Origin of the sequence: Saccharobesus litoralis (assembly GCF_003063625.1) — a bacterium.
Lineage (GTDB): Bacteria > Pseudomonadota > Gammaproteobacteria > Enterobacterales > Alteromonadaceae > Saccharobesus > Saccharobesus litoralis.
Map to the genome: position 1 here is coordinate 2,595,939 of NZ_CP026604.1, position 26,010 is coordinate 2,621,948.

Here is a 26,010-nt window from a genome sequence, read left to right on the forward strand (position 1 = left end):
GAAACGAGAGGAGCCGTATGAATCGAGAGGTTCACGTACGGATCTGTGAGAGGCTGAGGGGGAAGTTCCCTCGGTCTACTCGACCGTTTCGACTCACTCCAACGGCAAGCCAATCCTCACCTGTAACCCACCCTCAACTTTATTCTGCAAACTAATCTGGCCATGGTGAGCTTCGACTATTTCGCGACATAAGGCTAAGCCTAAACCCGTACCTTGCTGTTTGGTTGAGTAAAACGGAATTAACGCGTTTTGTAGTTCTTGCTCATTCATGCCTTTGCCCGCATCTTCTATGGTTAACAGGGCTAGTGATTGACTAGTTTGGGTTTGTAAATCTAGTTTAATTGCATCTGGTTTAGAGCCTGATTCATGGGCATTTTTAAGTAGATTAATCAGTAATTGCTCAAACTGGCTAGGGTCAACTTTGAGTTGCTGTAAGTCTTGCTGTTCGGCCTGTATTTGAAAGGTAAATTGAGTTTGTTGCTGTAGCTCGTTTAAAAAGGCTGGCCAGTCTAATACTTGACGTTGTGGTTCAGGTAAGCGGGCGAACTCGGCGTAGCCAGCGATAAACTGGCTTAAATGTTTGATGCGTTTATCTATGGTGTTAAACACCAAACTAAGCTTTTCGTCGCCTTTTTGCTCGATCAGAATTTTACCTGAATGGGTCATTGACGAAATAGGGGCAATCGAATTATTGATTTCATGGCTGATCACTCGAATGACCTTTTTCCAAACACTGACTTCTTGACGGTTAAACTCACGGGTTAGCTGTTTAAATAAATACAGTTTGTGTTGCTGGCCGTTAAGCTGAAAATCACCGGTGGATAGGTGCCAAGTTTGGCTTTCGGCTTTATGCGCTTCTTGGCTATTTTTTGGGGAGTTGGCTTTGGCATTTTCTTTCTCTTTCTCGCCGTCGGTTATTGGCTCCAAGGTAAATAAACCGTCTTGGCCATGTTCTATTGCTTGGCTAATGGTTTGTGGCCAGTTTAGGGTCAAATCACTCAGTAAACTGCCATCTTGATTATGGCCTTTATTTAGCCACTGCCGAGCGGCTAAATTACTATAGATTAGGCGTTGATTTTGGTCGAACAACAGCATTGCTAAAGGCGAATTTTGATTAACCTTATCTAGCAGTAATTCGCGATGGTAAATATTTTGTCTTTGTTGGCGTAATGCCGCCGCAACTTGATTGACCTGTTGGCTAATCTGCCCAAACTCATCATTACTGGTTTGACTGACGGTAGCGTTAAACTCACCATCCTGCAAATTAAGTAAGCTAACTTGTAGTGCTTGAATGCTCTTGTTGAGGTTTTTAAGTAATGCGGCAGACACCAACCAGCTTAGTGCTAACGATAAAGCCAGTACCCAAGTGATTAATGATTGGCTAAGGTCAACATTTTTAAAATAGAGGATCAGCAATACGAGTGACGTAGCGATTAAGCAACTACAAATACAGGCTGTGATTAAACGAGAATGTAAGGTTTTAAACCTAAGCTTGCTAAGCATTTTAACCGTCACTATTTACTGTCTTCTACCGTTAATTTGTACTTACTAATACGTCGATATAAAGCTTGGCGGCTTAAGCCCAAAGATTTAGCAGCACGGCTAATATTGCCTTGGGCATTATCTATAGCTTGTTGAATACTTTGTGGGTCAATGTCGTTAGCAGCGCTTGGCTTTTGTTGCTCGCCTTCTGCGTTTAGGGTTAAACCAAAGTCTTGAGCTTGCAAGGTTTCGGATTGGCTTAATATCATTGCTCGTTGGCAGGTGTTTTGTAATTCACGTACATTGCCCGGCCAGTCATGCTGTTCTAGTGCTTGTTTAGCTTGGCTACTTAGCTGCTTTTGTTCACCAATAAAAGCTTCGGCTAATGGGATAATATCGGCTTGGCGTTGTTTTAATTCGGCAACATTTAGCTCAATCACATTGAGGCGATAGTACAGATCTTCGCGGAACTTTCCTTGTTGAATATCTTGCTTAAGATCGGCATTGGTGGCACTGATTATTCTGACGTTAACTTTTTGGGTTTGATGGCTACCTAAAGGTTCAAACTCACCGGTTTGCAGTACACGCAATAATTTAACTTGGCCAGATAAAGGCAAGTTGCCGATTTCATCTAAAAACAAAGTACCGCCATCGGCAGCGGTAAAGCGGCCAACCCGTTTTTTAGTTAACCCTGTATAAGCGCCTGGCTCAGCGCCAAATAGTTCCGCTTCCATTAAATCGATTGGCAGCGCGCCGACATTAACCTTAACAAAAGGTTGGCTGGCGCGTTGTGAATTAGCTTGGACTATCTCGGCGATCTTTTCTTTACCTGCGCCGTTAGCGCCTGTGATTAATACTGGAATATCGGCTTTGGCAACTTGCACTGCCATATCAACTAAATTGCGCATCACTTGGCTGGCAAAAATCAAACCACATAGATTAGGCTGATCTGAATGGGTATTGGATGAAGTGCTTGTCAGTTGTTGATGCAATTGCTGGTTTTGTTGTCTTAGCTCCAGCATTTCTAGCAGATTTTTAATACTGGTTAACAGCTTACTGTCATCCCAAGGTTTGCTTAAGTAATCGGCTGCGCCGTCTTTGACTAGTTCAACCGCGGTTTCTAGCTGCGCCCAAGCCGTGATTAGGATAATTGGCAGATCAGGATTAAGGTCGCGCAATTGATAAAACAATTCACGACCTTCAATACCGCTTGTGGTGTCTTGGCTAAAGTTCATATCTTGGATCACCAAGCTAATGCTTTGAAACATCACGGCTTTAACCGCATCGGCAGGATTGCTACAGATCACCGTTTGATAACCGTGAATATCCAGCAGTAGATCCAATGCCTGACAAACATCTGGATTATCATCAACGATTAGAATTTTATCCTTGGTCACAAGTGGTTCCTGTTGTTTTTTTGTACCTAAATCAAGATTAAATACTTATCTTCACCCTGAGCGCGAAGCAGTCGAAGGGTTCATTTTATCTAAGATACACACGACCCTTCGACTTCGCTCAGGGTGAGTATAAATAGTAGGTGAGCATTTATGCTTACAAAGCTTGCACACGGAATGTAAGGCTAAAGCCTCACCCACAACGAATACAATTAAGCCGTTCTGGTTGCGATGGCTGGCGATATATTGGCGGCGCGCAGTGCTGGCCAAAATGTCGCTGCTTGGCCAATAAACAATATGGCTAACAGCGCCCATAATAATTGTTCGACCGGTAATTTCGCTACTTCAAAGTATTGAATTAACTGGTTATTTAAGCCAATCGCTAAGGCGATACCTAGTACTATTCCGGTAAACAATAGAATAAGGTTTTCTAGCATAAAGTGCAGCACTATATCTTGTTTGCTAGCGCCTAATGCGCGGCGTGTACCAATTTGTTTTATACGGCGATTAATATTAAACAAGGTCATGCCAATAATGCCGAGTGCGGTAATCATTAATAGGGCAACAACCAAGGTCATTAGCACATTGCGTAACAGATAATCACGTGAGTAATAGTCGTTTTTCATCTTGCTAAATTTCTTAGGTTCACTGATCACGGCCTTAGGGTTGGCGGTACGTAATGCTTGTTTAGTTTGCTCCATTACGGCCAGCATACCTTTGGTATTGGTTCTGATTAGATATTTTTGCGGAGCAAACAAGACGATATGGTTAAGCAACATGGTTCGTTCCGCCGTTCCCCATTTAGGACTGTAACCATGCAGCGTTTTTACAATACCGATTATTTTCGCTGGAATAGGCCCTTGGTAAATGGTTTTGCCAATGGCGTCGCCATTTTCAAATAAGGCGTCAGCAAATGCTTGGGTGACGATCACATTAAACTCAGCACTAAATAGCTGGCGTTGGTTTTCAATTAGCGTAACTTCATCGGCATTAAAGTTGCGTCCTGCTACCAACTCTAAGCCTGCTGTATAAACAAAGTGTTGCTCGGTAAAAAAGATACTGGCATTAGCGCTTTTGGCGTTTGGATCATTGTCTGTGGTTAATCTAAAGCCTGATGTGCTGCCGCCGCCACTTAGCGGCAATGAATCAGACAGAGTAACATTCTCAACGCCCGGCACTGCGCGAATTGCTTGTAAGTCGCGAATAGGATCCGCTTCACCTTTATTTGGCGAAACGGTAATGGTAAATAATACGTCTTCATCTAAGCCTGTATCACGTTCAATTAATGCGACACGTTCTTGAGTAATAAATAAGGCATTGCTAACAATCGCTAGGGTTAAAGCGATCTGCGCGATAATAATAATCGCAGATGTTTTATGGCGTAATAATGCCGAGATTATCGGCAAAATAGGTAATCTGGATACATTCATGGGTAAACTTCCTTTTCGACGATTATTGGCTTTTTAAATAACGTGCGGGTTGCGTTTGGCAAATACGCCAAGCCGGATATACACCAGCCAGTAAGGTCACACCAATAGCTAAAGCGGGAGCTATCAACATCATCTGTACGTCGAGCTGTGCTAGTAACTGATATTCACTGTTATATTGCTTGAGATGATTTAACGCGAAGTAGCTGAGCAATAAGCCTAAGCAACCGCCAATTAGGCCGAGTACGCCTACTTCAACGAGATGTTGGATAAAGATTTGGCTGCGATTAGCGCCTAACGCACGGCGCACACCAACATCTGGAGCACGGCGTAAAAACTTACTTAGCATTAAGCCCAAGGTATTAACTAAACACACAGCTAAAAATAAGAAGCTTAGCACCAGAAGAATATAGTTATCCGTGCCGACAACTTTGCGGTAATTAAGCCAAGTCATTACGTCTTTTAGATCATAAGTTGCGTCTTCTCTGGCAAAGCGACCTAGCTGTTGTTGCTGGTCAATATAACCTTGGATAAAAGTAGCAAAGTCTTGTTTTTGCTGTTCAGATTCAAACTCAGCCCAAGCATGCAGCCAATGTGACTCCGAATCCAAAAACTGCTGATAAACATTGATAGATTCATTGTTCCAGCTTTCGACATTGCCCCAGTTGTTATGCCATGTGTCTAACTCGTTGGCGCGGGCATGAGAGAAGGGCACAAATACTTGTTCGGTATGATTAAAGGCGCCGACAATAGTGTCGTAGTACTTAGGTACAGGTTGCCAGTTATCCAGCACGCCGACAATTTCAAAAATATTGTTTTGAATGAGTATCTTCTGGCCAACACTGTTTTCACCACCAAACAATTGCTGGTTAAGCTGGCGGCCAATTACAGTTTTCTTTTCCGCATATTCATCGGCTTTAGCATCCCAAGCTTGACCGTATAACAGAGGCGCTTCAAACATGCTAAAAAAGTCGCTGGTGGTGAGTAACACGGCTTTTTTACTCGGTTCTTTACCCGGCTCTAAACTTTCAATTTTTAGGCCTGCGCGATACATGGCGGTGCTACGCTGGGGAATATCCGATTCTAACATAGCGACCGTATCGTGATAGGTAAGCTGTTTGTGCAGGTTATCCGATGAACCAAAGTTGGCGTGTACGCCCTGACTTTGTAACTGAATAACCGCTAGTTTGTCGCTTTTATGCGGAATCGGATCGGCGGAGCGCATGGTGTGCAACACTAAGGTTGTCATCGAAATACCGATACCTATGGCGATGGCTAACAGCATAAGTGCTGATACTGCCGGGGTTTGCCGTAAGCTCACCAAGGCTAAACGTAGATAATAGAAAAACATTAGCTGACTCCTTATACCGCTTGTTTTTGGTAAAAGGTGTAGTCGCACACTTGGCCATCGACTATTTGGATATTGCGCCCAGCGCGACGGGCGAGCTCAGGATCATGGGTAACCATAACGATAGTAGTGCCTTGCATGTTGATCTTCTCAAGCAACTCCATGACTTGGCGTGCCATTAAGCTATCTAGGTTACCGGTTGGCTCATCGGCAAATAGGATTTTCGGTTGACCAGCTAGCGCGCGAGCAATCGCTACGCGTTGCTGTTGTCCACCGGACAATTGGCTCGGTACATGCTTCATGCGGGCTGCGAGGCCAACTTGTTCTAATGCTTGTTCTATACGTTGTTTACGGTCTTGGCGATTTAGGCCTCGGTAGCGCAGCGGTACTTCAACATTTTCATATAGGCTTAAATCTGGGATTAAGTTAAAGCCCTGAAAGATAAAACCGATTTTTTCATTACGTAGTTTGGAGCGGGCTTTATCGCTAAGTTGATTAATCAATTGCCCGTCTAATTCATAGTTACCGGCGCTGGCAGTTTCTAGCAATCCGGCGATATTTAAGAAGGTAGTTTTACCTGAACCCGAAGGGCCGGTAACGGAAACGAATTCGCCTTTTTCAACATTTAAATCAAATTCACGTAGCGCGTGGGTTTCGACCAAATCAGTTTGGTAGATTTTACTAATTTTTTGCATAGTTAACATGCTAAGTTCCTTATTTGAAATAGCCTTCTCGCTCAGATTTTATGCTGTATTGTCATCGTTTTTCGCCCCAATCACATAATAGAGCATATGCTCATGGGGTCTCAAAACTTGACGGCTTTGCCTAAAACCCGATCGCTTTGGCTTATGCTCTCTATCTGATTAATACAGTGTTGAAATCGTTAAACGGCTGCAAAGACGATATTACGATCTGTTCGCCTTCTTTAACACCGGATACGATCTCTATATGGGTTAAATTACTGATGCCAGTGACAAGGTCGGTACGTACCGCTTGATCATGCTCAAGTCGATACGACCACTTGCCGCCACTGGTGGTGACAAACTGGCCGCGTTTCACCATTAGCACATTGGGCTTTTGCTCCAAGGTGATGGTGGCGGTGAGTCGTTGATTCTGTCTAAGTTCAAGTTGGGCTGTGTTGTCTAACGCGACGCGAGTGGCGACAGCACCATTTTTAACTTCTGGTGAGATTGCACTAAGGCGACCGTTTAGTTGGTGCCCGGCAGCGGACAAACTGACTGGCATATCTAGTGCGAGTTCGTCGGCAAAGCTTTCGCTGATCGCCAGTTCTGCTTCAAACTGAGTCAGGTCAATGACAGTCATTAGCGCTTGGTTGATTTGAATTTGTGCGCTTTGTTCAACCAGCCAGTTACCTAACATGCCATCGACTGGCGAGCGAATTTGTAACTCCCGAATGCGTTGCTTGAGTTCGTCGACAACAATTTGTTGGTATTCAACTTGGTAGGCTTTGGTTTGATTTTCAAAGCTTAGACTTTCTCTTTGAATTTCAATATCTTGCTTAGCATGTTGATAGGCTAAGTTGGCTTTAGCTAAGGCGTCTTGGGCACGCTCAAAGTTTTGTTGGCTGATCAGCTTGTCGCCAATAGAATCGTTAGCGCGCTGCATTTCTCGCTCGCTGGCTTGCCATTCCACTTTGGCTTGTTGTTTACCTTGTTCTAGTGCCAGTAAATCACGCTTCATTTGTAAGGAATGACGCTGAAAGTCGATTTGCAAACTCTTAAGATTGGCTTGCTGCTTTTTTAGCTCATTGGCTAATTCGACACTGGTGACTTCAGCTATCGGTTGGTCTTTTTCGACCTTGTGTCCGGGGCGGACAAGTAGCTTAATTTGTCCGCTTTCTGGGCTATAAATAATGGGGGCATGGGCGGCAACAATTTTGCCTTGGCTGTTAATTTCTCTAGTGATAGTGCCACGCTCAATCGTTGCCAACTGAATATCATCGCGACTCATCACAAATTCAGTGGTATTCCACGCCCATAAGTGTTTAAGCACGAATAGACTGGCGATTGCCGCTATCACAAAAGGTAGAGCGCGACGCCATAGCGGCTTAGCTTTCGCTTGGTTAATGACATCCTGTTGGCTGGTATCGCGGATCATGGTTAGCTCCTATTAGCTTTATACGCGAATTTGCGGATCTAAAACTAATAGAGCAGAGGATGTGCCATGTTTTTATGTGGTTGAATTTAAATGAGTTTTTGGTTTGGTGGGTTTGTGTTCGGTGTCCGCGGACAGTGGAAAAGTGTCCGCTTTTGTGGGGGGGCGGACACTTGCTGTTATTGTCGGTTTAAATTGTTTTCGACAATTAAAGTCACGGGCTCTGGCTATTTGGCATGCAAATGTCAGCTAGTTGTTTTGCTAGTTTTTTGTTAGTTGTTCTGCTAGTTTTTCCATTAAAAAATCGACAAAACATTTCACTTTTTGTGAAACATGCTTGCGATGTGGGTACACGGCATACAGGCCAAATTGGTCACTTGTATAATCGTTCATTACCTGTACTAGACGACCGTTAGTGACATCTTCATGGATGATTGAACTGGCAATCAAGCCAATTCCCGCACCGGCTGCCACCATTTCAGCTATCGCCATTGGACTATTTGACGATAGAGTTGATTTTACCTTTATCGAATGTCGTTCGCCTTGCTTATCAATAATTGGCCAGTGATTGCCATAGCTAAAATTCATATCTATGATGCAGTTGTGCTGCTCTAATTCAGCGAGCGTTTGTGGTGCGCCGTGCTGTTTGATGTAGTCAGGCGAGGCAACAATGTACAAAGGATAAGTTTGAATATGGCGGGCAACCATATTGGAATCTTCTAAAATGCCAGAGCGGATCCGCACGTCGATCCCTTCTTCAATCATATCAACTGGTCTATTGCCCAACAGTAAGTCGATTTTTAAATCGGGATATTGCGTCATAAACTGCGGTAGTAGTGGCGCCAAAGTACGTTCACCTAATGTCACCGGACAGCTGACTCTGAGTAACCCTTTGGGTTTCACCTGTTCATCCATAACCACATCCAGCATATTGGCATATTGGTCGAGCATTAGGCGCGCTTGCTGATAGTAACGTTTGCCAGCCTCGGTTAATGAAATACGTCGGGTAGTACGGTTAAATAAGCGCACGTCGAGCTTATCTTCCACTTCGCCAACATATTTGCTGACTAAGGCTTTTGACATTTGCAGGCGCTCACTGGCAGCGGTAAATGAGCCAGTTTCGACTACGGCAATGATGGTTTTTAGGCCGTCTAAAGTATCCATTATTGAACACGTTATGTTGACAATGATTCAATATTATCAATATTTATCGAAAATCCATAGTCCGCATAATAGACATCAATTCAAACAAACACTTAATTTTAGAAGCTATGGGAGAATAAATTGTGGCTATTAAACTTTATACCTTTCCTTTATCCGGTCATGCCCATCGCGTGCATGTGTTCTTATCTTTATTAGGTTTGGACTTTGAACTGGTTAATGTTGATTTACCGGGCGGCGAACATAAGCAACCAGCGTTTTTAACTAAAAATCCATTTGGCCAAGTGCCGGCGATTGATGATGGTGATTTATCGCTAGCGGATTCAAATGCGATTTTACTTTATTTGGCTAACAAATATGACGAGTCGGGCGAATGGTCGCCACAAGAGCCCGCCGCAGCGGCACGCGTGCAACAGTTCTTGTCTTTGGCGGCTGGCAAAGTGGCGTATGGCCCAGCCGCTGCGCGTTTATGTACATTGTTTGGTGCCAAAATGGATCATCAGCAAGCTATCACTATGGCGCATGCAGTATTAACAGAGTTGGAGGCTTATCTTGAAGGTAAAGATTGGCTAGTTGGTGATAAACCGACGATCGCTGATGTGGCTAACTATACCTATATCGCACACGCACCTGAGGGCGACGTGTCGTTGCAAGATTACGCCAATATTCGAGCTTGGTTAGCTCGCTTTGAAGCACTACCGGGGTTTGTACCAATGCAAAAATCAGCTGTAGGTTTGGCTGCTTAAGGTTATTTGGGGTAGGGCAGAATTTATTTCTGCTGGTATTTTACGCTTTGTATAGCGAGCTGTTTGCAGGTGTAAAACCCGTTGTAGGTGAGCATTTATGCTTACAAGGTTTGTTACAAAAAGGTCCCCCATGAGCACTAAACACGCCTTTCATGCCGGCGAGCGCAAGATCCATCAGGCCTTTGGTATTGAGCAACAAATGCAAGATATAGGTTCGCGAGTTATTCGTGATTTTATGCCACAGCAACATAGTGATTTCTATCAACAGTTGCCGTTTATCTTGTTAGGGCATGTTGATGTTAGAGGCCGACCTTGGGCATCTATGCTGACAGGACAAAAAAACGGTCAGTTTATATTCGCACCTGATAATAAGCACCTTGATATTGAAGCTTCCGCAATTGCAGGTGATGAGCTGCAATATTTGGATGTTGGTCAGCGGGTTGGCATGTTAGGCATAGAGCTGCATACCAAACGCCGCAACCGTTTAGTAGCGGAATTGCAGCGTGATAGTGGTTGGCAGTGGGCATTCAGTGTCATACAAAGCTTTGGTAATTGTCCTAAATATATTCAGCTAAGAGAGCTAAGTTGGATACCTACCACTGAACGTCAACCTATTCGTAAACAAGCTATTAAGCAACTGGATAAAGCCAGCAAAGCCTTAATTCGCCAAGCAGATACCTTTTTTGTGGCCAGCTATTTTGTTGATGAGCAGCAATTAGATCTCGCTAGTAATGGCGCTGATGTTTCACATCGAGGTGGTGAACCCGGCTTTGTTGAGGTTGCTGATTCTGGCTTACTGACTATTCCCGATTATGCTGGCAATCATATGTTCAGTACTTTAGGTAATATAGAAAGCAATGGTAAAGCCGGTTTACTATTTGTCGACTTTGAGAATGGCCATCTATTGAGTATGACTGGTAAAGCTTGGGTTAACTGGCAAACGCCACAACCAGAACAATATCCAGCAGCCGAACGTTTATGGCATTTTCAACCCAGCCAAGGTTATTGGCTATATAACGCTTTGCCATTTCGATTTTCTCGGTCGTAATTTAACAGGAAGCAGCATGCCCTATATCAATATTAAAGTTACCAATGAAGGTGTAACTCCAGAACAAAAAGCTGAATTGGTGGCTGGGGCGACCAATCTAGTGCAGCAAGTATTAGATAAAGACCCATCAACAATTTTTGTGATCATTGACGAAGTTGATACTGATAATTGGGGTATTGCGGGGCGGTTAGTGACTGAGCGTCGTAAAGCTTACGGTTAGTGTTCATGCCAATAAAAAAGCGCAACTTGTTACCAAACTTTTAAAAGAATAAATCACTACAGGGCATCGTAGCAGGATCTAGCTTTTTTAAAAGGCCTCTCAGGCAACAAGGCTTTTGCAAACAAACTCATTTTGTTTGGTACGCGCATAAAGTGTGTGTGCAGCATTTCATTCGACCTAAGCGGCTTACACAAGTATTCAAATAGAGAAAACCGCTAACAGTGTGTAAAACATTATAATCTCCCGTGGTTAATAAATAACCATGTAGCATACGTATGCGTTAACAACATACGTATGCACATGAAAGGTTTTTAACACATCCCAATCTCGCGTAAATCCTGACTTAATTCTTTTTTCTCGTTAAATGATCAAACTTTCGGCGAGTTTTTCTTGATCTAAATTAATAAAGATTCTAAACTTTCAGAAAATATTGAAAGTTTAGAATCTTTAAACATGATACTGACACCGAAACTAGAATCTTTTGTTATGCACTGCGGAGAAATGGGCAGTCGTTGGGGCTTTAACCGCACAGTTGGCCAAATGTATGGTTTGCTGTTGATTAGCGAACAGGCCTTGCATGCAGTGCAGATCAGTGAATTACTTAATATTTCACGCGGTAATGTCAGTATGGGAATTAAAGAATTACAGTCTTGGCGTTTGATCCAAGTAACCCACAAACCCAAAGATCGTAAAGAATACTATGCGCCGGCTGGCTCTATCTTTGAAATGGCATTGCGTGTGTTTGAAGAACGCCGTAAGCGTGAGGTCGATCCAACATTATCTTTATTACGAGATAACTTGTTGGATAAGCCTGCCAATGAACAAGAAGCGTACGCGCAAGGTAAGATGCACGAGATCCACGAGTTATTAGAATCTCTAACAACTTGGGCTAGTGAGCTACAAGGAATGAGCCCAGAAAAACTCGATACCTTAATGAAGTTAGGCTCAGGGGTTGCCAAGGTGATTGAATTTAAAGACAAGCTAATTAAATAAACCACTTATTTATAGTTGTTATGTTAATTGGCTCACTATGCTTGTTTGTAGGCGAGCATTTGCCTGCATGGATGCAGGTACTTAAGATTTGTCGGGAACAAAATCTTGTATGCTTGCAACGCCATTGCAGGTACTTAAGATTTATCGGGAACTAAGAACCCGCTGACCAATATTTACACCAATGTAACTAGCGTACCCATCGGCCTAAAGACCGACCTACAAAAGATTCAACCAATGCCTTGTTGCATGGCGCAGTTATAGGCTAATAGCGCATTGTATTGCCGCTTGCTAACACGTCTAACATTGGTAAGCCGCAATACAAACAAAAGGTTTCTTAAATCTGACATGGAGAACGATCATGCTTGATACGTTTCTACCCGACACCTTAATGTTATCTCGCATTCAATTTGCGGCTAATATTAGTTTTCATATTTTATTTCCCACTATCACCATCGCCTTGTGTTGGTTCTTATTCTATTTCAAATTAAGGTTTGATCTGAGTGGCGATCAGGTTTGGATGCGCGCCTATCGCTTTTGGGTCAAGATCTTCGCCCTAACGTTTGCCCTTGGTGTGGTATCTGGCATTACCATGTCGTTTCAGTTTGGTACTAACTGGCCTGGGTTTATGGAAACCGTGGGTAATATAGCCGGGCCATTACTGGGTTATGAAGTGCTGACTGCCTTTTTCTTAGAAGCAACTTTTCTTGGCATTATGCTATTTGGTATGCATAGAGTGCCGCAATGGCTACACACAGTATCGGCTTTAATAGTGGCGCTTGGCACCAGCTTATCAGCCTTTTGGATACTGGCTTTGAACTCTTGGATGCAAACCCCAGCTGGGCATGAAATGCGAGATGGTGTGGCTTATCCTATCGATTGGCTGGCGATTATTTTTAACCCTTCTTTTCCGTATCGTTTGAGCCATATGCTATTGGCTTCTGCTATTACCGCGGCTTTTTTAGTGGCGGGTATTAGTGCATATCGAATTTTGCGCGGTGATCAAAAGCGCGCCCCTAAACTGACCTTAAAAATAGCGATTACCGTCGCTTGTGTATTAATGCCGTTACAAGTCTTTGTGGGTGATCTGCATGGCCTCAATACGCTTGAACATCAACCGCAAAAAGTAGCTGCGATGGAGGGCGCTTGGCAAACCGAGAAGGGCGTACCTTTGCTAGTGTTTGCCATTCCAGATGAAGAACAGCGCACCAATCATTTCGAGGTGGCGATCCCTAATCTGGCGAGTTTGATCTTAACCCATGATCCACAAGGTGAAATCAAAGGCTTAGATGAATTTAAAGGTCAGCACCCACCCGTCGCGCCTGTGTTTTATGCTTTTAGGATTATGGTTGGCTTGGGCTTCTTAATGTTAATTATCGCAATGCTTAGCCGCTACAAATTATGGCGGGCAGATACATTACCTAGCTGGTTATTAAAAGTATTAGTGGCAATGAGTTTTTCAGGTTGGGTGGCAACTTTGGCAGGTTGGTATGTTACCGAAATAGGCCGCCAACCTTATCTAGTGTCAGGGATTTTAACGGTTGAACAAGCAGCAACGGATATTGCACCTGCCAACGTCGGCTTTACTTTGGCTTTATACCTTACGGTTTATAGCGCTTTATTAATCGCTTACTTGCATACGGTATTTGTGATGGCGCGGCGTGCAATTGAAGTTGAAGAAATTCCCGACACACAAAGCATTGAAACCATTACCCAAAAAGAATTGGAGGTCGCTCATGTTTGATCCAGATAGCTTAGCGTTGATTTTTGCTGGCTTAACCGCCCTTGCCGTTCTGCTGTACGCAATATTGGATGGTTATGATTTAGGGGTAGGTATTTTATTGCCATTGGCAACCGAGCATGACCAACAAGCCGATATTATGATCGCATCAATTGGTCCATTTTGGGATGCCAATGAAACTTGGTTGGTATTGGCGGTCGGATTACTACTTATTGCCTTTCCAAGTGCGCACAATATTATTCTGCAAGCCTTATATATTCCTGCGGCCATTATGTTGGTGGGCTTGATTATGCGTGGCGTCGCGTTTGATTTTCGAGCCAAAGCCGCATTTAGCCACAAGCCAACCTGGAACCGCGTGTTTAAAGCCGGCTCTATTTTAACTGCGTTTACCCAAGGCTATATGTTGGGCATGTATGTTATGGGCTTTACAACAACAATCGAAGCTTATCTGTTTGCCTGTTTAGCTGGTGTTGGTGTTATAGCCGCCTACGCATTTATCGGTGCTTGCTGGTTGGTGATGAAAACTGAACATGACCTGCAAAAACAAGCGGTGCGTTGGGCGCAAAAAGCGGGTTGGGCTTGTTTTGCTGGTGTGGTCTTGGTATCGGTTGTAAATCCAATCATCAACCCTGATGTGCTTAATCGTTGGTTTAGTTGGCCTTATGCCATGCTTATGCTGCCTTTACCGCTGATTTGTTTTGCCTTATTTGTGGTGATAGAGCATTTATTAAAACGCATGCCTTTAGCAAATGATGCTATGAGTTGGATGCCTTTTGCGGGCGTTGTCACTATCTTCTTTCTCAGTTTTTATGGCTTGGCTTTTAGTTTTTATCCTTACGTTGTGCCCGGTAAAGTTACCATTTGGCAGGCGATGTCAGCACCTGAATCTTTACGCTTTTTATTGTACGGCGCGCTTGTGGTTATCCCCGTTATATTGGCATATACCGCGTTTTCTTATCGGGTTTTTTGGGGCAAGGTTAGAGAGTTGAGGTATTACTAATCTTTTGTAGGGCTGGCTTTATGCCAGCTAACTCAATGTATCAAATAGCCATTTGCTTGGTGGGGGTAAACCCCACCCTTGATATTGTTTTTGTAGGGCTGGCTTTATGCCAGCTAACTCAATGTATCAAATAGCCATTTGCTTGGTGGGGGTAAACCCCACCCTTGATATTGTTATTGTAGGGCTGGCTTTATGCCAGCTAACCCAGTGTATCAAATAGCCATTTGCTTGGTAGGGGTAAACCCCACCCTTGATATTGTTTTTGTAGGGCTGGCTTTATGCCAGCTAACCCAATGTACCAAATAACCATTTGCTTGGTGGGGGTAAACCCCACCCTTGATATTGTTATTGTAGGGCTGGCTTTATGCCAGCAAACCCAGTGTACCAAATAACCATTTTCTTGGTGGGGGTAAACCCCACCCTACAAGGTTAGGCTTTATTAGCCAACGATTTGTCTATTTCAACTTTACCGCCGTACCAAAAGCTAAAATTTCAGATGAACCTTCCATGATCGCGGCTGTAGTAAATCGCACACCGACTACAGCGTCGGCATTCATTTTTTGCGCTTCATCTAGCATGCGTTGCACAGCAACTTGCCGTGCTTCGACTAACATTTCGGTATAGCCTGCAATTTCGCCACCAATTAAGGTTTTAAGGCTAGCCATGATATCGCGCCCTAAATGTTTGGATTGCACTATGTTGCCTGTGACAGTACCGAGGGTTTCAATGATTTCTTGGTTTGCTAGGTGTTCTGTTGTTGTATAGAGCATGTTGTTTTCCATATAGGTTATCTATATATCCTGTTTTACCCAAAAGGCGCAAAATAACGCTGACCTTAAGCTTTAAGCTTAGTTGGTAAATTGCAGGCTGCCAGTTAGTCAATTTGTCTTTACTTTTTAATGAATTGCTATCAGTTTTAATGTTGTGTCGCGTGACCAAATTAGATTTGGCAACTATAGCGCGTCAAACATGAAAGTTAGATTTTCACTAGGTGACAGTTTGGTTGAAAGCATGGGGCAATTTGATTGCAGACTAACAAATACAGGAGCGTTATTCGCTTTGTTCAAGTCGCGACATTGTTGGCCTAGCTTGCTATAGTTAGCGCATCTTTGCCAAGGGAAAATAATAATGACAAAAGGCACCTTCTCTCTATTTTCACAGCGCCGATTTTTACCTTACTTTTGCACCCAAGCGTTGGGGGCATTTAATGATAATGTCTATAAAAATAGCTTTTTGTTGCTTGTCGCATTTATGTCGGCAGCTAACTTACCTATTGGCTCAGATTTAATTATTAATTTAGCGGCCGGTTTGTTTATTTTGCCATTTTTTATTTTTTCAGCGCATGCTGGATTATTAGCCGATAAATTAGAAAAATCGGCCTATATTCGGCGAGTTAAACTTTTCGAAGTTTTCATTATGGCGATTGCCGCGGTTGCGTTACTCACCCAGCAAGTTATTTTGCTACTGCTGTTGTTGTTTTTAATGGGCTGTCAGTCGGCCTATTTTGGTCCCGTTAAATATGCCTTATTACCGCAACATTTGGCAAAAGACGAGTTAGTTGCAGGTAATGCCTTGGTTGAACTGGGCACTTTTTTAGCGATTTTATTGGGCACTTTGTTAGCCGGTGTCATTATGGCGCAAAGTAGCGGAGCGACTGTAGCAGCGGTGTTGGTTGTTGTGTTTGCGCTATTGGGGTATTTGGCGGCACGAAAAATTCCCTATGCAGCGCCGATTGCACCAGAGCTGGAAGTGACTTTTTCTCCCTTTAAGCAAGGTTGGCAAGTAGTTAAGCAATGCCGCCAACAAAAGTCGATTTTTATCGCAATTTTGGCGATCAGTTGGTTTTGGTTTTATGGGGCTACATTTCTTACCCAATTCCCTAATTTAGCTAAGCAATATTTGCAGTCATCGCCGCAAGTCGTGTCAGTATTGTTAGCTATATTTTCTGTTGGAATAGGCCTTGGTTCTATTTTGTGTAGTCGTTTGTCGCAAGGAAAAGTTAAACTGAATTTAGTGCCCATAGGTGCTTTGGGGTTAACCTTGTTTGCGATACATATTTACTGGGCCATTCCAGATTACGGCTTTTTAGCGGGACAAGTGCAAAATGCTAGTCAGTTTTTAAGCTTTGGGCGCAACTATTATATTATGTTGGATCTGCTGTTAATCGGCGTTTTTGGTGGTTTATACATAGTGCCGCTTTATGCTTATATTCAGCGAGAAGCAAAACCAGAACAACGCGCCCAAATGATTGCAGCTAACAACATTATTAATGCTTTGTTTATGGTGGTGAGTGCAGTGTTTGCCATTGTACTTTTATCTGTCGCGCAGCTTACCATTCCAGCCTTGCTCGCGATAACAGGGGCTATTAGCGCTGTTGTTAGCGGTTTAATTTTTTTCGCGCAGCCTGAGTATTTAAAGCGAAATTAGCCGTTGACGATAATGGCGTTTGTTTTTGAATTTTGGGGTGAAAAACCAATAATAAGACTAGCCGTTTTCGTTGACAGCCGATAATAAAAACAATATGCTTATTTTAACAACTGACCCTTTCTCCGGTGCGGAATTGCCGCCTTGAGGTTGGGGGAAAAAGCCGACGAAAGTCGGTTTTTTCATATTTGCAGCTCAAAAATGGATGAGTTAAATTTGCAATTAAGGACACGCATTTATATTGATGGGTATAACCTTTATTATGGTCGGCTTAAAGGCTCAAAATATAAGTGGTTAGATTTACATAAGCTTTTCTTTGATAACGTATTGCCGTACGTTTTAATTCCAGGTTCAACAAACAAAATCACCTCAGTAGCGACACAATCAGCCGTAAAATATTTTACTGCAGATATATCAGAGAAGGTTGCAAAAGCAGGTGACTCAGTTGATTCTCAACGAAAATATCACACCGCACTTAAAAATCACCTCAAAGATAATATTGAGATCATTAAAGGGTATTATTCTATTGTAAAAAGCCATGCTAAGTTGGTTGATCCTCTAGATGACAGTATCCCGCCTAAAGATTGTCAAACCGTCAAAATTTGGAAAATCGAAGAAAAACGGACAGATGTTAACTTGGCTTTACAGGCATATCACGACGCCATTACGGGTGAAATTGACCATGCAGTTTTTGTTACAAATGACACAGATATAGCAACCTCATTGGAAATGATAAGAAAGCATACCGCTGTAAAAATAGGTGTTGTGATCCCGAGATGGGATGCGAGGGAACCAAACATGGAATTGATTCAGTTGGCTCACTGGAAGCGGGAATGTATAAATGAAGATGAATTAAAGCGCAGTCAATTACCAAGAGTCATTTTAGGTAAGAGAAAGTCTAGTGTTAAACCTTTATCTTGGTATGCTCAACCAGAGCGGCTGCAATCAATAATAGATGAAGCCAAACCGGTAATGCCGAAAGTTGGGGAGTTATTTAAATGGCTTGAAAAAGAAAATCCGTATTTAAATAATCAAAAGCCAATAGACATGATTGAATCTGAAGATGGTTATTACAATGTTTTAGCGTATATCCGCTCTTATATAAAAAGTAAGAAACAATAAACAGTCCCTATTTTTGTCAATATACCTAAAAGCTTTTGCTTATTTGAACCTCGTTAAACAAGGTACATAAAAGTTCAAGCAAATATAATACACTTGCAGCGTAAACTCGATTGCACTTACAAAATCTATGAAAATAATTCACACGTCTGATTGGCATCTAGGTCAATCTTTTTACGGCAAAAGCCGTGAAGCAGAGCACAAATCGTTTCTTGATTGGTTATTAGAACAAGTCGAAATACGGCAAATAGACGCCATTATTGTGGCCGGCGACATTTTTGATACAGGCACGCCGCCGAGTTATGCCCGCGCTTTGTATAATCAATTTGTTGTCGCCCTGCAACGTTACCGCTGCCAACTGGTTATATTGGCAGGTAATCATGATTCAGTCGCCATGCTGAATGAATCTAAGCAGTTATTTTCTTATTTAAATACCCACTTAATAGCGGATGTACAGCCTGATAACCTTGAGCATACCCAAGCGCAAATTGTTGAATTAGATAGTGTTTATCAAACCAGTTTAAAGGCTATGACCAGTATTGGCGCTATTGTTTGTGCTATTCCGTTTATTCGGCCGCGCGACATTCAGCGCAGCCAAGCGAGTATATCGGCTAAACAAAAACAACAGGATTTACAGCAAGCCATTGCTGAACATTATCAATCCTTGTTTGAAGCTGCCCAGCAGCGCGTAGCTAAATTGGGGTATGACGTGCCGATTATTATGACGGGGCACTTAACCACAGTTGGCGCAACGAGTTCTGATTCAGTGCGCGATATTTATATTGGTACGCTGGATGCGTTTCCGGCCAATGCTTTTCCTAATGCGGATTACATTGCGCTAGGGCATATTCACCGCAGTCAAGCCGTTGCAAAATCGGCGCATATTCATTATTCCGGCTCACCCATTGCCCTGTCGTTTGATGAGTTGAATCGCGCTAAATCGGTTAATTTAGTTGAATTCGCTGAGGGTAAGTTAACTCAGGTGCAGGCCATTGAAGTACCTGAGTTTCAGCCGATGCAAGTGATTAAAGGTGATTTGGCGACGATTACAGCGCGGCTTAATGAATTTGAAGCTGATGATGAACAGGGGCTAAATACTTGGCTCGATATTGAAGTCAGTAGTCAAGACTATTTGAATGATCTGCAAAGCCGTATTCAAGCGTTATGTGCTGATAAACCGGTAGAAGTGTTAGTGATCCGCCGCGCCCGAACTCAAGCTGAAAGTAGTCTTAACCAGCAAGACAAAGAAACCCTAGCTGAATTAAATGTTAATGATGTTTTTGAACGCCGTTTAGCCCTAGAAGATATTAGCGAGCCGCAACGTTTAACCCGCTTACGTTCTTGTTTTCAGCAGGCCTTTAGCCAAGTCGAGCAACAAAGTGCGCAAGATAAATTGGAGGCAAGCCGATGAAAATTACCAGCTTGCGTTTTAAAAATATCAATGCACTAAAAGGCGAGTGGAAAATCGATTTTCGCCAAGAGCCCTTTGCTAGTAACGGTTTGTTTGCGATCACAGGGCCAACTGGTGCGGGTAAAACCAGTATTCTGGATGCCATTTGTTTAGCGCTTTATCACGAAACACCGCGCTTAAAAGTGTCGGCCAGTAGTAATGAGTGCATGACACGCCATACCGCCGAAAGCTTGGCTGAAGTCGAATTTGAAGTGAAAGGCACAGCTTATCGAGCATTTTGGAGCCAGCGCCGAGCGCGCGGCCAAGTTGATGGTAAGCTGCAAGCCCCGCAAGTGGAGCTAGCCCAAGTTAGCGATGATAAAATCCTCACCAATAAAATTAATGATAAACGCGAGTTAATTGCGGAGTTAACCGGTTTGGATTTTGCGCGTTTCACCAAATCCATGTTGTTATCCCAAGGTCAGTTTGCCGCGTTTTTAAATGCCGATGCTAATGACAGAGCTGAATTACTCGAAGAATTAACCGGCACCGAAATCTATGGTTTGATCTCCCAACAAGTGCATGAGCAGCGCAAGCAAGCAGAGCAGCAGCTCAATGTGCTTAACGAAAAACTGTCGGTTGTCGCCTTGATGAGTGAGGAGGAACGCCAGCAATTAGTGTCGCAAGTCGAGCAATTGACAGAGCATGAAGCCAATAGCCGCTTGCAACTCAAGCAAAAGCAAACGGTACAGCAATGGTTAAGCCAGCAACAAGCGTTACAAACTAAACAGCAAGCGTATCAACAAAGTTTTGACCAAGCGCAAAGCCAAGCGCAGAGTGCGAAAGGCGACTTACAACGTCTTGCGGCAAGTGAACCCGCAGAAAAATGCCGAGCAACTTATTTACAGCATAAAAGCTTAAAACAAGATGTATTTGATAGTAAAAAGCAGCAAATAGCCCGGATTGCCGAGCTAGAAAAAAAGCAAGAATTGAGTCAGGGTTTTGTACAAACATTAACTGACAAACAAGCAAGGTTGGATACGGCGAAACACCAGCAGCAGGCTAACGATACTATTATTGAACAACAAGTTATTCCGCTTGATCAGCAACTCAATCAACTTAACGCGGAGCAGCAGCGTTTACAGCAAGAACAACAACAACAGCTAACTCAACAACAAAAATTACAAACCGCCTCTGAGCAGCAAAACCAGCAACTGACCGAACAGCAAAGCCAATATCAGCAAGTGACAAGTAAGTTGGCAACCGCGCCCGAGCCGCAAGCGTTGTTAAATCAATGCGCGACTTGGCAATCAGAACTCAAGCAAATGCAAGCTTTGCAGCAAGAGGTAACACAGTTAACCTTGCAACAGAGTGAGTTGGACAAGCAGTCGTCTGAGTTAAAGCAAGCCAGTACTCAAACCGAGCAACAAGCCATAGAGGCGAGTCAGCAGTTTGAGTTGGCGCAGAATACCAGCTTGCAGCAGGCACAACAGTTGATAACAGCTTGTCAGTTACCTGAGACTTTAGCTGCGCTTGCCCCTTTTGTTAGTTTGCTTGATCAGCAACCTAGCCAACCATCACAAGTGGCTAGTTATAAGCTTTTACTTAATCAAATTCAGCAAGAGTTGCAGCAACAAGCTCAGGTTTGGCATCAATTACCCTTACTGGCCAAGCAGCAACAAGCACGGCGTAAAGAAAGCGAGCAGCAGCAACTCAAGTTGCAAACACTGCTGGCAGATAATCAGCAAATTGAGTTGATATTAAAAAGCAAAAGGCAGGAGTATCAGCAATTAAAAACACATGCTGCTGACTTAAAATTGCTGGTGCAACGCGAGCAACAAATCGCCTCGCTAGAGGCCGAGCGAGCCAAGCTGCAAGCGGATCAGCCTTGTCCTTTATGTGGTTCAATCGAGCATCCTGCCGTTGGTGAGTATCAGCAGCTTAATATCAATCACAATCAACAGCGTTTGGATGAATTAGAGGCCAAACGCAACGCCCTCGAGTTAGAAGGCGGTAGTTTAAAGGAGCGCTTAGCCCAGCAGCAAAAGCAAGTCCAAGAATTAGAAGCTCACCTAGCCGAGCTGCAGCAACAAATAGAGCAAACCGCACAAGATTGGCAGTCGCTAGTTACACCATTGAACGACGCTAGTCATTTAGTACTAAGCAATGTTGACGCTATCGAACATTATATTGCTCAGCAGCAAGTCAATTTAGAGACTTGTTTGTCTTATATTGAAGCGTTAAATCTTGCCGAACAGCAATATCAAAACAGCTTGTTAAAAGCGACTGAGTTGCAAACCCAGTGGCAGCATTTACAAAATCAGCATCAGTTAAAACAGCAGGCCTTGGTTAGCTGCTTGGCGCAAGGCGAGCAGGTATCGCAAAAGTTACAAACCACTCAAGCCTCGCTGCAAGCATTAGCTCAGCAATTAGCGCGCGATATACAAACCCAGCTTGGTGTTTTGACTTCTGTTACAAAGCAAGCGCTAAAAGCCGAATTTGACGATCTGCAACAAGGGGTGAACGTTTTAGTTAGCCAAGCGCAAGTCTTAGTTGCAGAACAAAAGTTGTTAGCTGAATTGGATAAAAAAATAGAAATTAGCCGACAACAATGCGGGCAACATCAGCAGCAGCTAGATGTGATCAAGCAAAGCTTATTGTTGCTAGACCAGCAGATCGCTAGCAATGGCCAAGCATTACAGCAAGCGCAGCAGCAAAGAAAGTCCTTGTTTGCTGGGTTAACCGTGGTGGAAATTCGCCAGCAAGATAGGCAAAAAGTGGCAGAAGCTGAGTTGGCGTTACAGGCTGAACAGCAACGCCAAGCTGAATTTAAATCACAGTTAGAGCAATTGCAGGGGCAAGTGCATCATGCTCAACAACATATCGAACAGCAAGATGCCAAACTAAATGATGTTAGCCAAGAATATTCTCAGCTACTTGAGCAAAGCCCGTTTGCTGATGAACAAGCGTTACTAGCGGCGTTACTTCCTGAATCAGAACAAAAGCGCTTGGCCTTATTAAAACAAGAAATCGATCAAGCTTTGCAATCGAGCCAAACGTTAATGAAGCAAGGTGAGCAAGATTTACAAAGTCATCAACAAAACAGACCTGAAACATTAAATTGGCCAGATAGCGACGAGCCGACGCTTGATGTGGTAAATGAACTGCAATTAGTGGAACAAGCGATTGAGACGCTAAGCCAACAAAACAAACAACAAAATAATCAACTCGGACAACTCACCAGCCAATTGGCTGCCGACCAACAAGCGCAAGCAAAACAGCAAAGCTTGTTAGCGCAATTGGCTACTCAACAGCAAAACTACGACGACTGGGTGCATTTAAATAGTTTAATTGGCTCGGCAGATGGCGCTAAATTCCGTAAGTTCGCGCAGGGGTTAACCTTAGATCACCTGGTGTATTTGGCCAACCGCCAACTGCAGCGTTTACATGGCCGTTATTTGCTTAAACGCAAGCAGGACGCCTCGTTACAATTATTAGTTGTTGATACATGGCAAGCTGATACAGAGCGTGATACCAAAACCCTTTCCGGCGGTGAAAGCTTTTTAGTGAGCTTAGCACTAGCTTTAGCTTTATCGGATTTGGTCAGCCACAAAACCAGCATTGATTCACTGTTTTTAGATGAAGGCTTTGGCACCCTAGACGCTGATACATTAAATATTGCATTAGACGCACTCGATGCACTCAACGCCAGCGGTAAAATGATTGGTGTGATCAGTCATGTTGAAGCGCTAAAAGAGCGCATTCCGGTGCAGATCCAAATTAGTAAATCGGCTGGATTAGGCGTGAGTCGTTTGGCTGATGAGTATTATAAGAAAGGGAATATATAATTTTTATTGAATTTGACGTGATTTGTAGTCGATACTCAATTTATAATTTTTTATAGCAAGATGTTCAGCTGTATTAAATGCTTGGGTAAGCAGTTAATACGATACATTGAGGTGTTGACCCCACACTACCTTGATAATATTAACTTAATAGGGGAAATGGAGAAAATAATGAAAAAATTGGCCATATTAATTTTAAGCGCCTCTTTATTTGGATGTGCAACTCAAACCTACCATATAAATGGCGGTGCAGGTAAGGAAGCAACTAAAGAAGAAATGCAGGCTTTTTTCGTTAGTGGTTTAGGGCAGACTCAGGAGATGGATGCAGCAAGCATTTGTGGTGGAGCAGATAAAGTGGCAAAGGTTGAATCGCATATGTCATTTCTTAATGGGTTATTGGGTGGTATCACTTGGGGGATATACACACCAAGACAAGCGAGAGTTTACTGTAAGAAATAAAATGTAAAAACACACAAAGCCACTTTACTGAACTAAGTGGCTTTTAATGGGAATAAATTATTATGGAGCAATTAACGCCATATGCGTGGGGATGGGTTTTTGGTTCATCGTTCACTTTATTATTTGGAATATTTTTTCTTTATCGAAGTTATAAATTAAAGAAAAAGTCAGGTTCTACTATTTTGATAAATTCAACTTTAATACTAGGGGGAGGGTTTGTGTTATTCTCTTTAATTAGTATTAGCAATGTTATTAAAGAGGCTTCAATTATTTAATTATACTCTACTGATTATAATTGTTGGAGTCTTAATAAGAACTAAAAATTTCATTAGAAACTCACTTTCATCTACCTATTGGCAGTAATTCGGGTTAAAATCCGCCTTTTTTCCTAATCAAATGTCCGGCGAAAAGTTAGTCGGGATCTAAGGATACAGAGGTGTATTATGGCAGAAGTTGCCATTGTCATGGGCTCGCAATCAGATTGGCCTACTATGCAAAAAGCCGCTCTTATTTTAAAAGAGCTGGGTGTTGAATTTCACGCGCAAGTGGTTTCAGCGCATAGAACACCTAACTTATTAACAGAATTCGCAGAAAGTGCGGCCGATAAAGGCTTTAAAGTCATTATTGGTGGTGCGGGTGGTGCAGCGCACTTACCAGGTATGATCGCTGCACATACGCATTTACCTGTATTGGGTGTGCCTGTACGTTCAAGCCAGTTGAGCGGGTTAGATTCGTTATTGTCAATTGTGCAAATGCCAAAAGGTGTTGCGGTTGGTACGTTAGCCATAGGTGAAGCGGGTGCAGCAAACGCAGGTTTGTTAGCGGCGCAAATTATTGGCACCACTAACCCAGATGTTGCACAAAAAATTATTGAATTCCGTACTAAACAAACGGAAACCGTTTTAGCTAACTCAACATTGGAGTTACCAGAAGTATGATGATAGTGGTGCTCGGTTCTGGGCAATTAGCGCAAATGATGTATTTAGCGGGTACGCCGCTAGGTCTAAAAGTGGTGGCGGTTGATCCGGTTGCTAACACGGTTGTGCATCCGGTTGAAAAGAATCCGTTACCACTTTCTGTTTCTGACGCTTTTGCCCAAGCAAATGCGATAACGGCTGAGTTTGAACATCTTTCTGCCGAGATCCTTGAGCAAGCAAACGCGACTGGTAAGCTTTATCCTTCGGTTGAAGCCATTCAAACCGGTGGCGATCGAATTAAAGAAAAGAACTTGCTTGATTCGTTAGGTATTGATAACTGTGCTTATCATGCCATTTACCAAGTTGAGCAATTAGATAAAGCGTTTGCTGATATTGGTCCTGAGCTTATTGTTAAAACCAGTAAAGATGGTTACGACGGTTATGGTCAGTTTCGTATCAACAATGCTGCCGATTTAGCCGATGTAAAAGCGCAATTGGCTCAACATGATTTTGCGCGCAATCCGTTAATTGCAGAACAAAAGTCTAAATTTGATCGTGAAGTTTCTATTGTCGGCGCACGTAATGGCCGCGGTGAAATTGTTTGTTACCCGTTAGCGGAAAATCTGCATTATCAAGGTCAATTACGGGTTTCGTTAGCACCAGCACCTCGAGTGTCGGAAGCGGTACAACAACAAGCGGAAACTGCTTTTAAAGCGTTAGCCAACAAATTGGATTATCGTGGTGTATTGGCTATTGAGTTTTTCCAAGTTGGCGAAAAGTTATTGGTTAACGAGATTGCTCCTCGCGTGCACAACTCGGGTCATTGGACTATGCAAGGCACATCGTTCTGTCAGTTTGAAAATCATTTACGCGCTGTGGTTGATTTACCACTAGGCACAACTGATACCCCAGGTGTGACTACCATGATCAATTTAATTGGCTGCGAGAAAACCATAGGTTTACAAGTGGCTGATTTAGGTGGCCACTTACATTGGTACGGTAAAGATGTTCGCGCCAAACGTAAGGTTGGTCACGTTAATTTTACGGCTAATACAGTGGCCGAAAGTATCGAGCGTTTAAAAGCGGTACAAGCACTCAATCAACCAGATATGTTTCCGTTAATTGATGACGTGATTGCTGACTTAAGTTAAGCGTTAGTTTTATTCGAATAAAAAAAGCCCGGA

21 protein-coding genes are annotated in these 26,010 nt (G+C 43.1%); 13 read left to right on the forward strand and 8 right to left on the reverse strand.

All coding sequences use genetic code 11. From position 1 onward, the window contains the following. Positions 1-93 precede the first annotated feature (93 nt). The 7 genes from C2869_RS09165 to C2869_RS09195 form a co-directional block, all read right to left on the reverse strand. Positions 94-1,503: a sensor histidine kinase gene (locus C2869_RS09165; protein ID WP_159084110.1), complete on the reverse strand. Its 1,410-nt coding sequence runs from the start codon at positions 1,501-1,503 to the stop codon at positions 94-96. Positions 1,504-1,514: 11 nt separating this feature from the next. Then, a complete protein-coding gene (locus C2869_RS09170) occupies positions 1,515-2,879 on the reverse strand; it encodes a sigma-54-dependent transcriptional regulator (protein ID WP_108602651.1) in 1,365 nt (454 codons plus the stop codon). A 209-nt stretch (positions 2,880-3,088) separates the two neighbouring features. Continuing rightward, positions 3,089-4,306, reverse strand: a complete 1,218-nt coding sequence (locus C2869_RS09175) for an ABC transporter permease (RefSeq protein WP_108602652.1) — start codon at positions 4,304-4,306, stop codon at positions 3,089-3,091. Between the two features lie 22 nt (positions 4,307-4,328). Next, on the reverse strand, positions 4,329-5,654 hold the full coding sequence (locus C2869_RS09180; RefSeq protein ID WP_108602653.1) for an ABC transporter permease: 1,326 nt from the start codon (positions 5,652-5,654) through the stop codon (positions 4,329-4,331). A gap of 11 nt (positions 5,655-5,665) precedes the next feature. Then, positions 5,666-6,355 (reverse strand): ABC transporter ATP-binding protein, encoded by a 690-nt coding sequence (locus tag C2869_RS09185; RefSeq protein WP_108602654.1) that lies wholly within the window; start codon positions 6,353-6,355, stop codon positions 5,666-5,668. Between the two features lie 151 nt (positions 6,356-6,506). Continuing rightward, positions 6,507-7,769: an efflux RND transporter periplasmic adaptor subunit gene (locus tag C2869_RS09190; protein ID WP_108602655.1), complete on the reverse strand. Its 1,263-nt coding sequence runs from the start codon at positions 7,767-7,769 to the stop codon at positions 6,507-6,509. Positions 7,770-8,027: 258 nt separating this feature from the next. Further along, entirely contained in the window at positions 8,028-8,930 is a 903-nt protein-coding gene (locus C2869_RS09195) for a LysR family transcriptional regulator (protein WP_108602656.1), read from the reverse strand. 119 nt (positions 8,931-9,049) lie between these two features. On the opposite strand from C2869_RS09195, the gene C2869_RS09200 reads away from it, so the two are divergent. The 6 genes from C2869_RS09200 (at position 9,050) to cydB (ending at position 14,672) form a co-directional block, all read left to right on the forward strand. Beyond that, on the forward strand, positions 9,050-9,673 hold the full coding sequence (locus C2869_RS09200) for a glutathione S-transferase family protein (protein WP_108602657.1): 624 nt from the start codon (positions 9,050-9,052) through the stop codon (positions 9,671-9,673). Between the two features lie 130 nt (positions 9,674-9,803). After that, positions 9,804-10,721: a pyridoxamine 5'-phosphate oxidase family protein gene (locus tag C2869_RS09205; protein WP_159084111.1), complete on the forward strand. Its 918-nt coding sequence runs from the start codon at positions 9,804-9,806 to the stop codon at positions 10,719-10,721. A gap of 16 nt (positions 10,722-10,737) precedes the next feature. Continuing rightward, positions 10,738-10,941 carry a tautomerase family protein gene (locus tag C2869_RS09210; RefSeq protein ID WP_108602659.1) on the forward strand — a complete coding sequence of 68 codons (204 nt, stop codon included), beginning with the start codon at positions 10,738-10,740 and terminating at the stop codon, positions 10,939-10,941. Positions 10,942-11,394: 453 nt separating this feature from the next. Next, positions 11,395-11,934, forward strand: a complete 540-nt coding sequence (locus tag C2869_RS09215) for a GbsR/MarR family transcriptional regulator (protein ID WP_108602660.1) — start codon at positions 11,395-11,397, stop codon at positions 11,932-11,934. A 358-nt stretch (positions 11,935-12,292) separates the two neighbouring features. After that, a complete protein-coding gene (locus C2869_RS09220; protein ID WP_108602661.1) occupies positions 12,293-13,675 on the forward strand; it encodes a cytochrome ubiquinol oxidase subunit I in 1,383 nt (460 codons plus the stop codon). Next, positions 13,668-14,672: a cytochrome d ubiquinol oxidase subunit II gene (gene cydB / locus C2869_RS09225; protein ID WP_108602662.1), complete on the forward strand. Its 1,005-nt coding sequence runs from the start codon at positions 13,668-13,670 to the stop codon at positions 14,670-14,672. The genes C2869_RS09220 and cydB overlap by 8 nt, the downstream gene beginning before the upstream one ends. 455 nt (positions 14,673-15,127) lie before the next feature. Here cydB and C2869_RS09230 read toward each other — a convergent pair whose 3' ends face one another. Beyond that, positions 15,128-15,442, reverse strand: coding sequence for a heavy metal-binding domain-containing protein (locus C2869_RS09230; RefSeq protein WP_108605023.1), 315 nt, complete (start codon positions 15,440-15,442; stop codon positions 15,128-15,130). Between the two features lie 358 nt (positions 15,443-15,800). Between C2869_RS09230 and C2869_RS09235 the strand changes: the two genes are divergently transcribed. The 7 genes from C2869_RS09235 (at position 15,801) to C2869_RS09265 (ending at position 25,977) form a co-directional block, all read left to right on the forward strand. Beyond that, positions 15,801-17,099: an MFS transporter gene (locus C2869_RS09235; RefSeq protein WP_108602663.1), complete on the forward strand. Its 1,299-nt coding sequence runs from the start codon at positions 15,801-15,803 to the stop codon at positions 17,097-17,099. A gap of 198 nt (positions 17,100-17,297) precedes the next feature. Beyond that, complete coding sequence (locus C2869_RS09240; RefSeq protein ID WP_108602664.1) at positions 17,298-18,218, forward strand: antitoxin Xre/MbcA/ParS toxin-binding domain-containing protein; 921 nt, start codon at positions 17,298-17,300, stop codon at positions 18,216-18,218. A 127-nt stretch (positions 18,219-18,345) separates the two neighbouring features. Beyond that, positions 18,346-19,626 (forward strand): exonuclease subunit SbcD, encoded by a 1,281-nt coding sequence (gene sbcD / locus C2869_RS09245; protein WP_108602665.1) that lies wholly within the window; start codon positions 18,346-18,348, stop codon positions 19,624-19,626. After that, positions 19,623-23,453: an AAA family ATPase gene (locus tag C2869_RS09250; protein ID WP_108602666.1), complete on the forward strand. Its 3,831-nt coding sequence runs from the start codon at positions 19,623-19,625 to the stop codon at positions 23,451-23,453. Before sbcD ends, C2869_RS09250 begins: the two co-directional genes overlap by 4 nt. A gap of 168 nt (positions 23,454-23,621) precedes the next feature. Next, entirely contained in the window at positions 23,622-23,909 is a 288-nt protein-coding gene (locus C2869_RS09255; RefSeq protein WP_108605024.1) for a Bor family protein, read from the forward strand. A 443-nt stretch (positions 23,910-24,352) separates the two neighbouring features. After that, positions 24,353-24,847, forward strand: a complete 495-nt coding sequence (gene purE, locus C2869_RS09260) for a 5-(carboxyamino)imidazole ribonucleotide mutase (protein ID WP_108602667.1) — start codon at positions 24,353-24,355, stop codon at positions 24,845-24,847. Next, positions 24,844-25,977, forward strand: a complete 1,134-nt coding sequence (locus tag C2869_RS09265; RefSeq protein WP_108602668.1) for a 5-(carboxyamino)imidazole ribonucleotide synthase — start codon at positions 24,844-24,846, stop codon at positions 25,975-25,977. The genes purE and C2869_RS09265 overlap by 4 nt, the downstream gene beginning before the upstream one ends. Positions 25,978-26,010 lie beyond the last annotated feature (33 nt).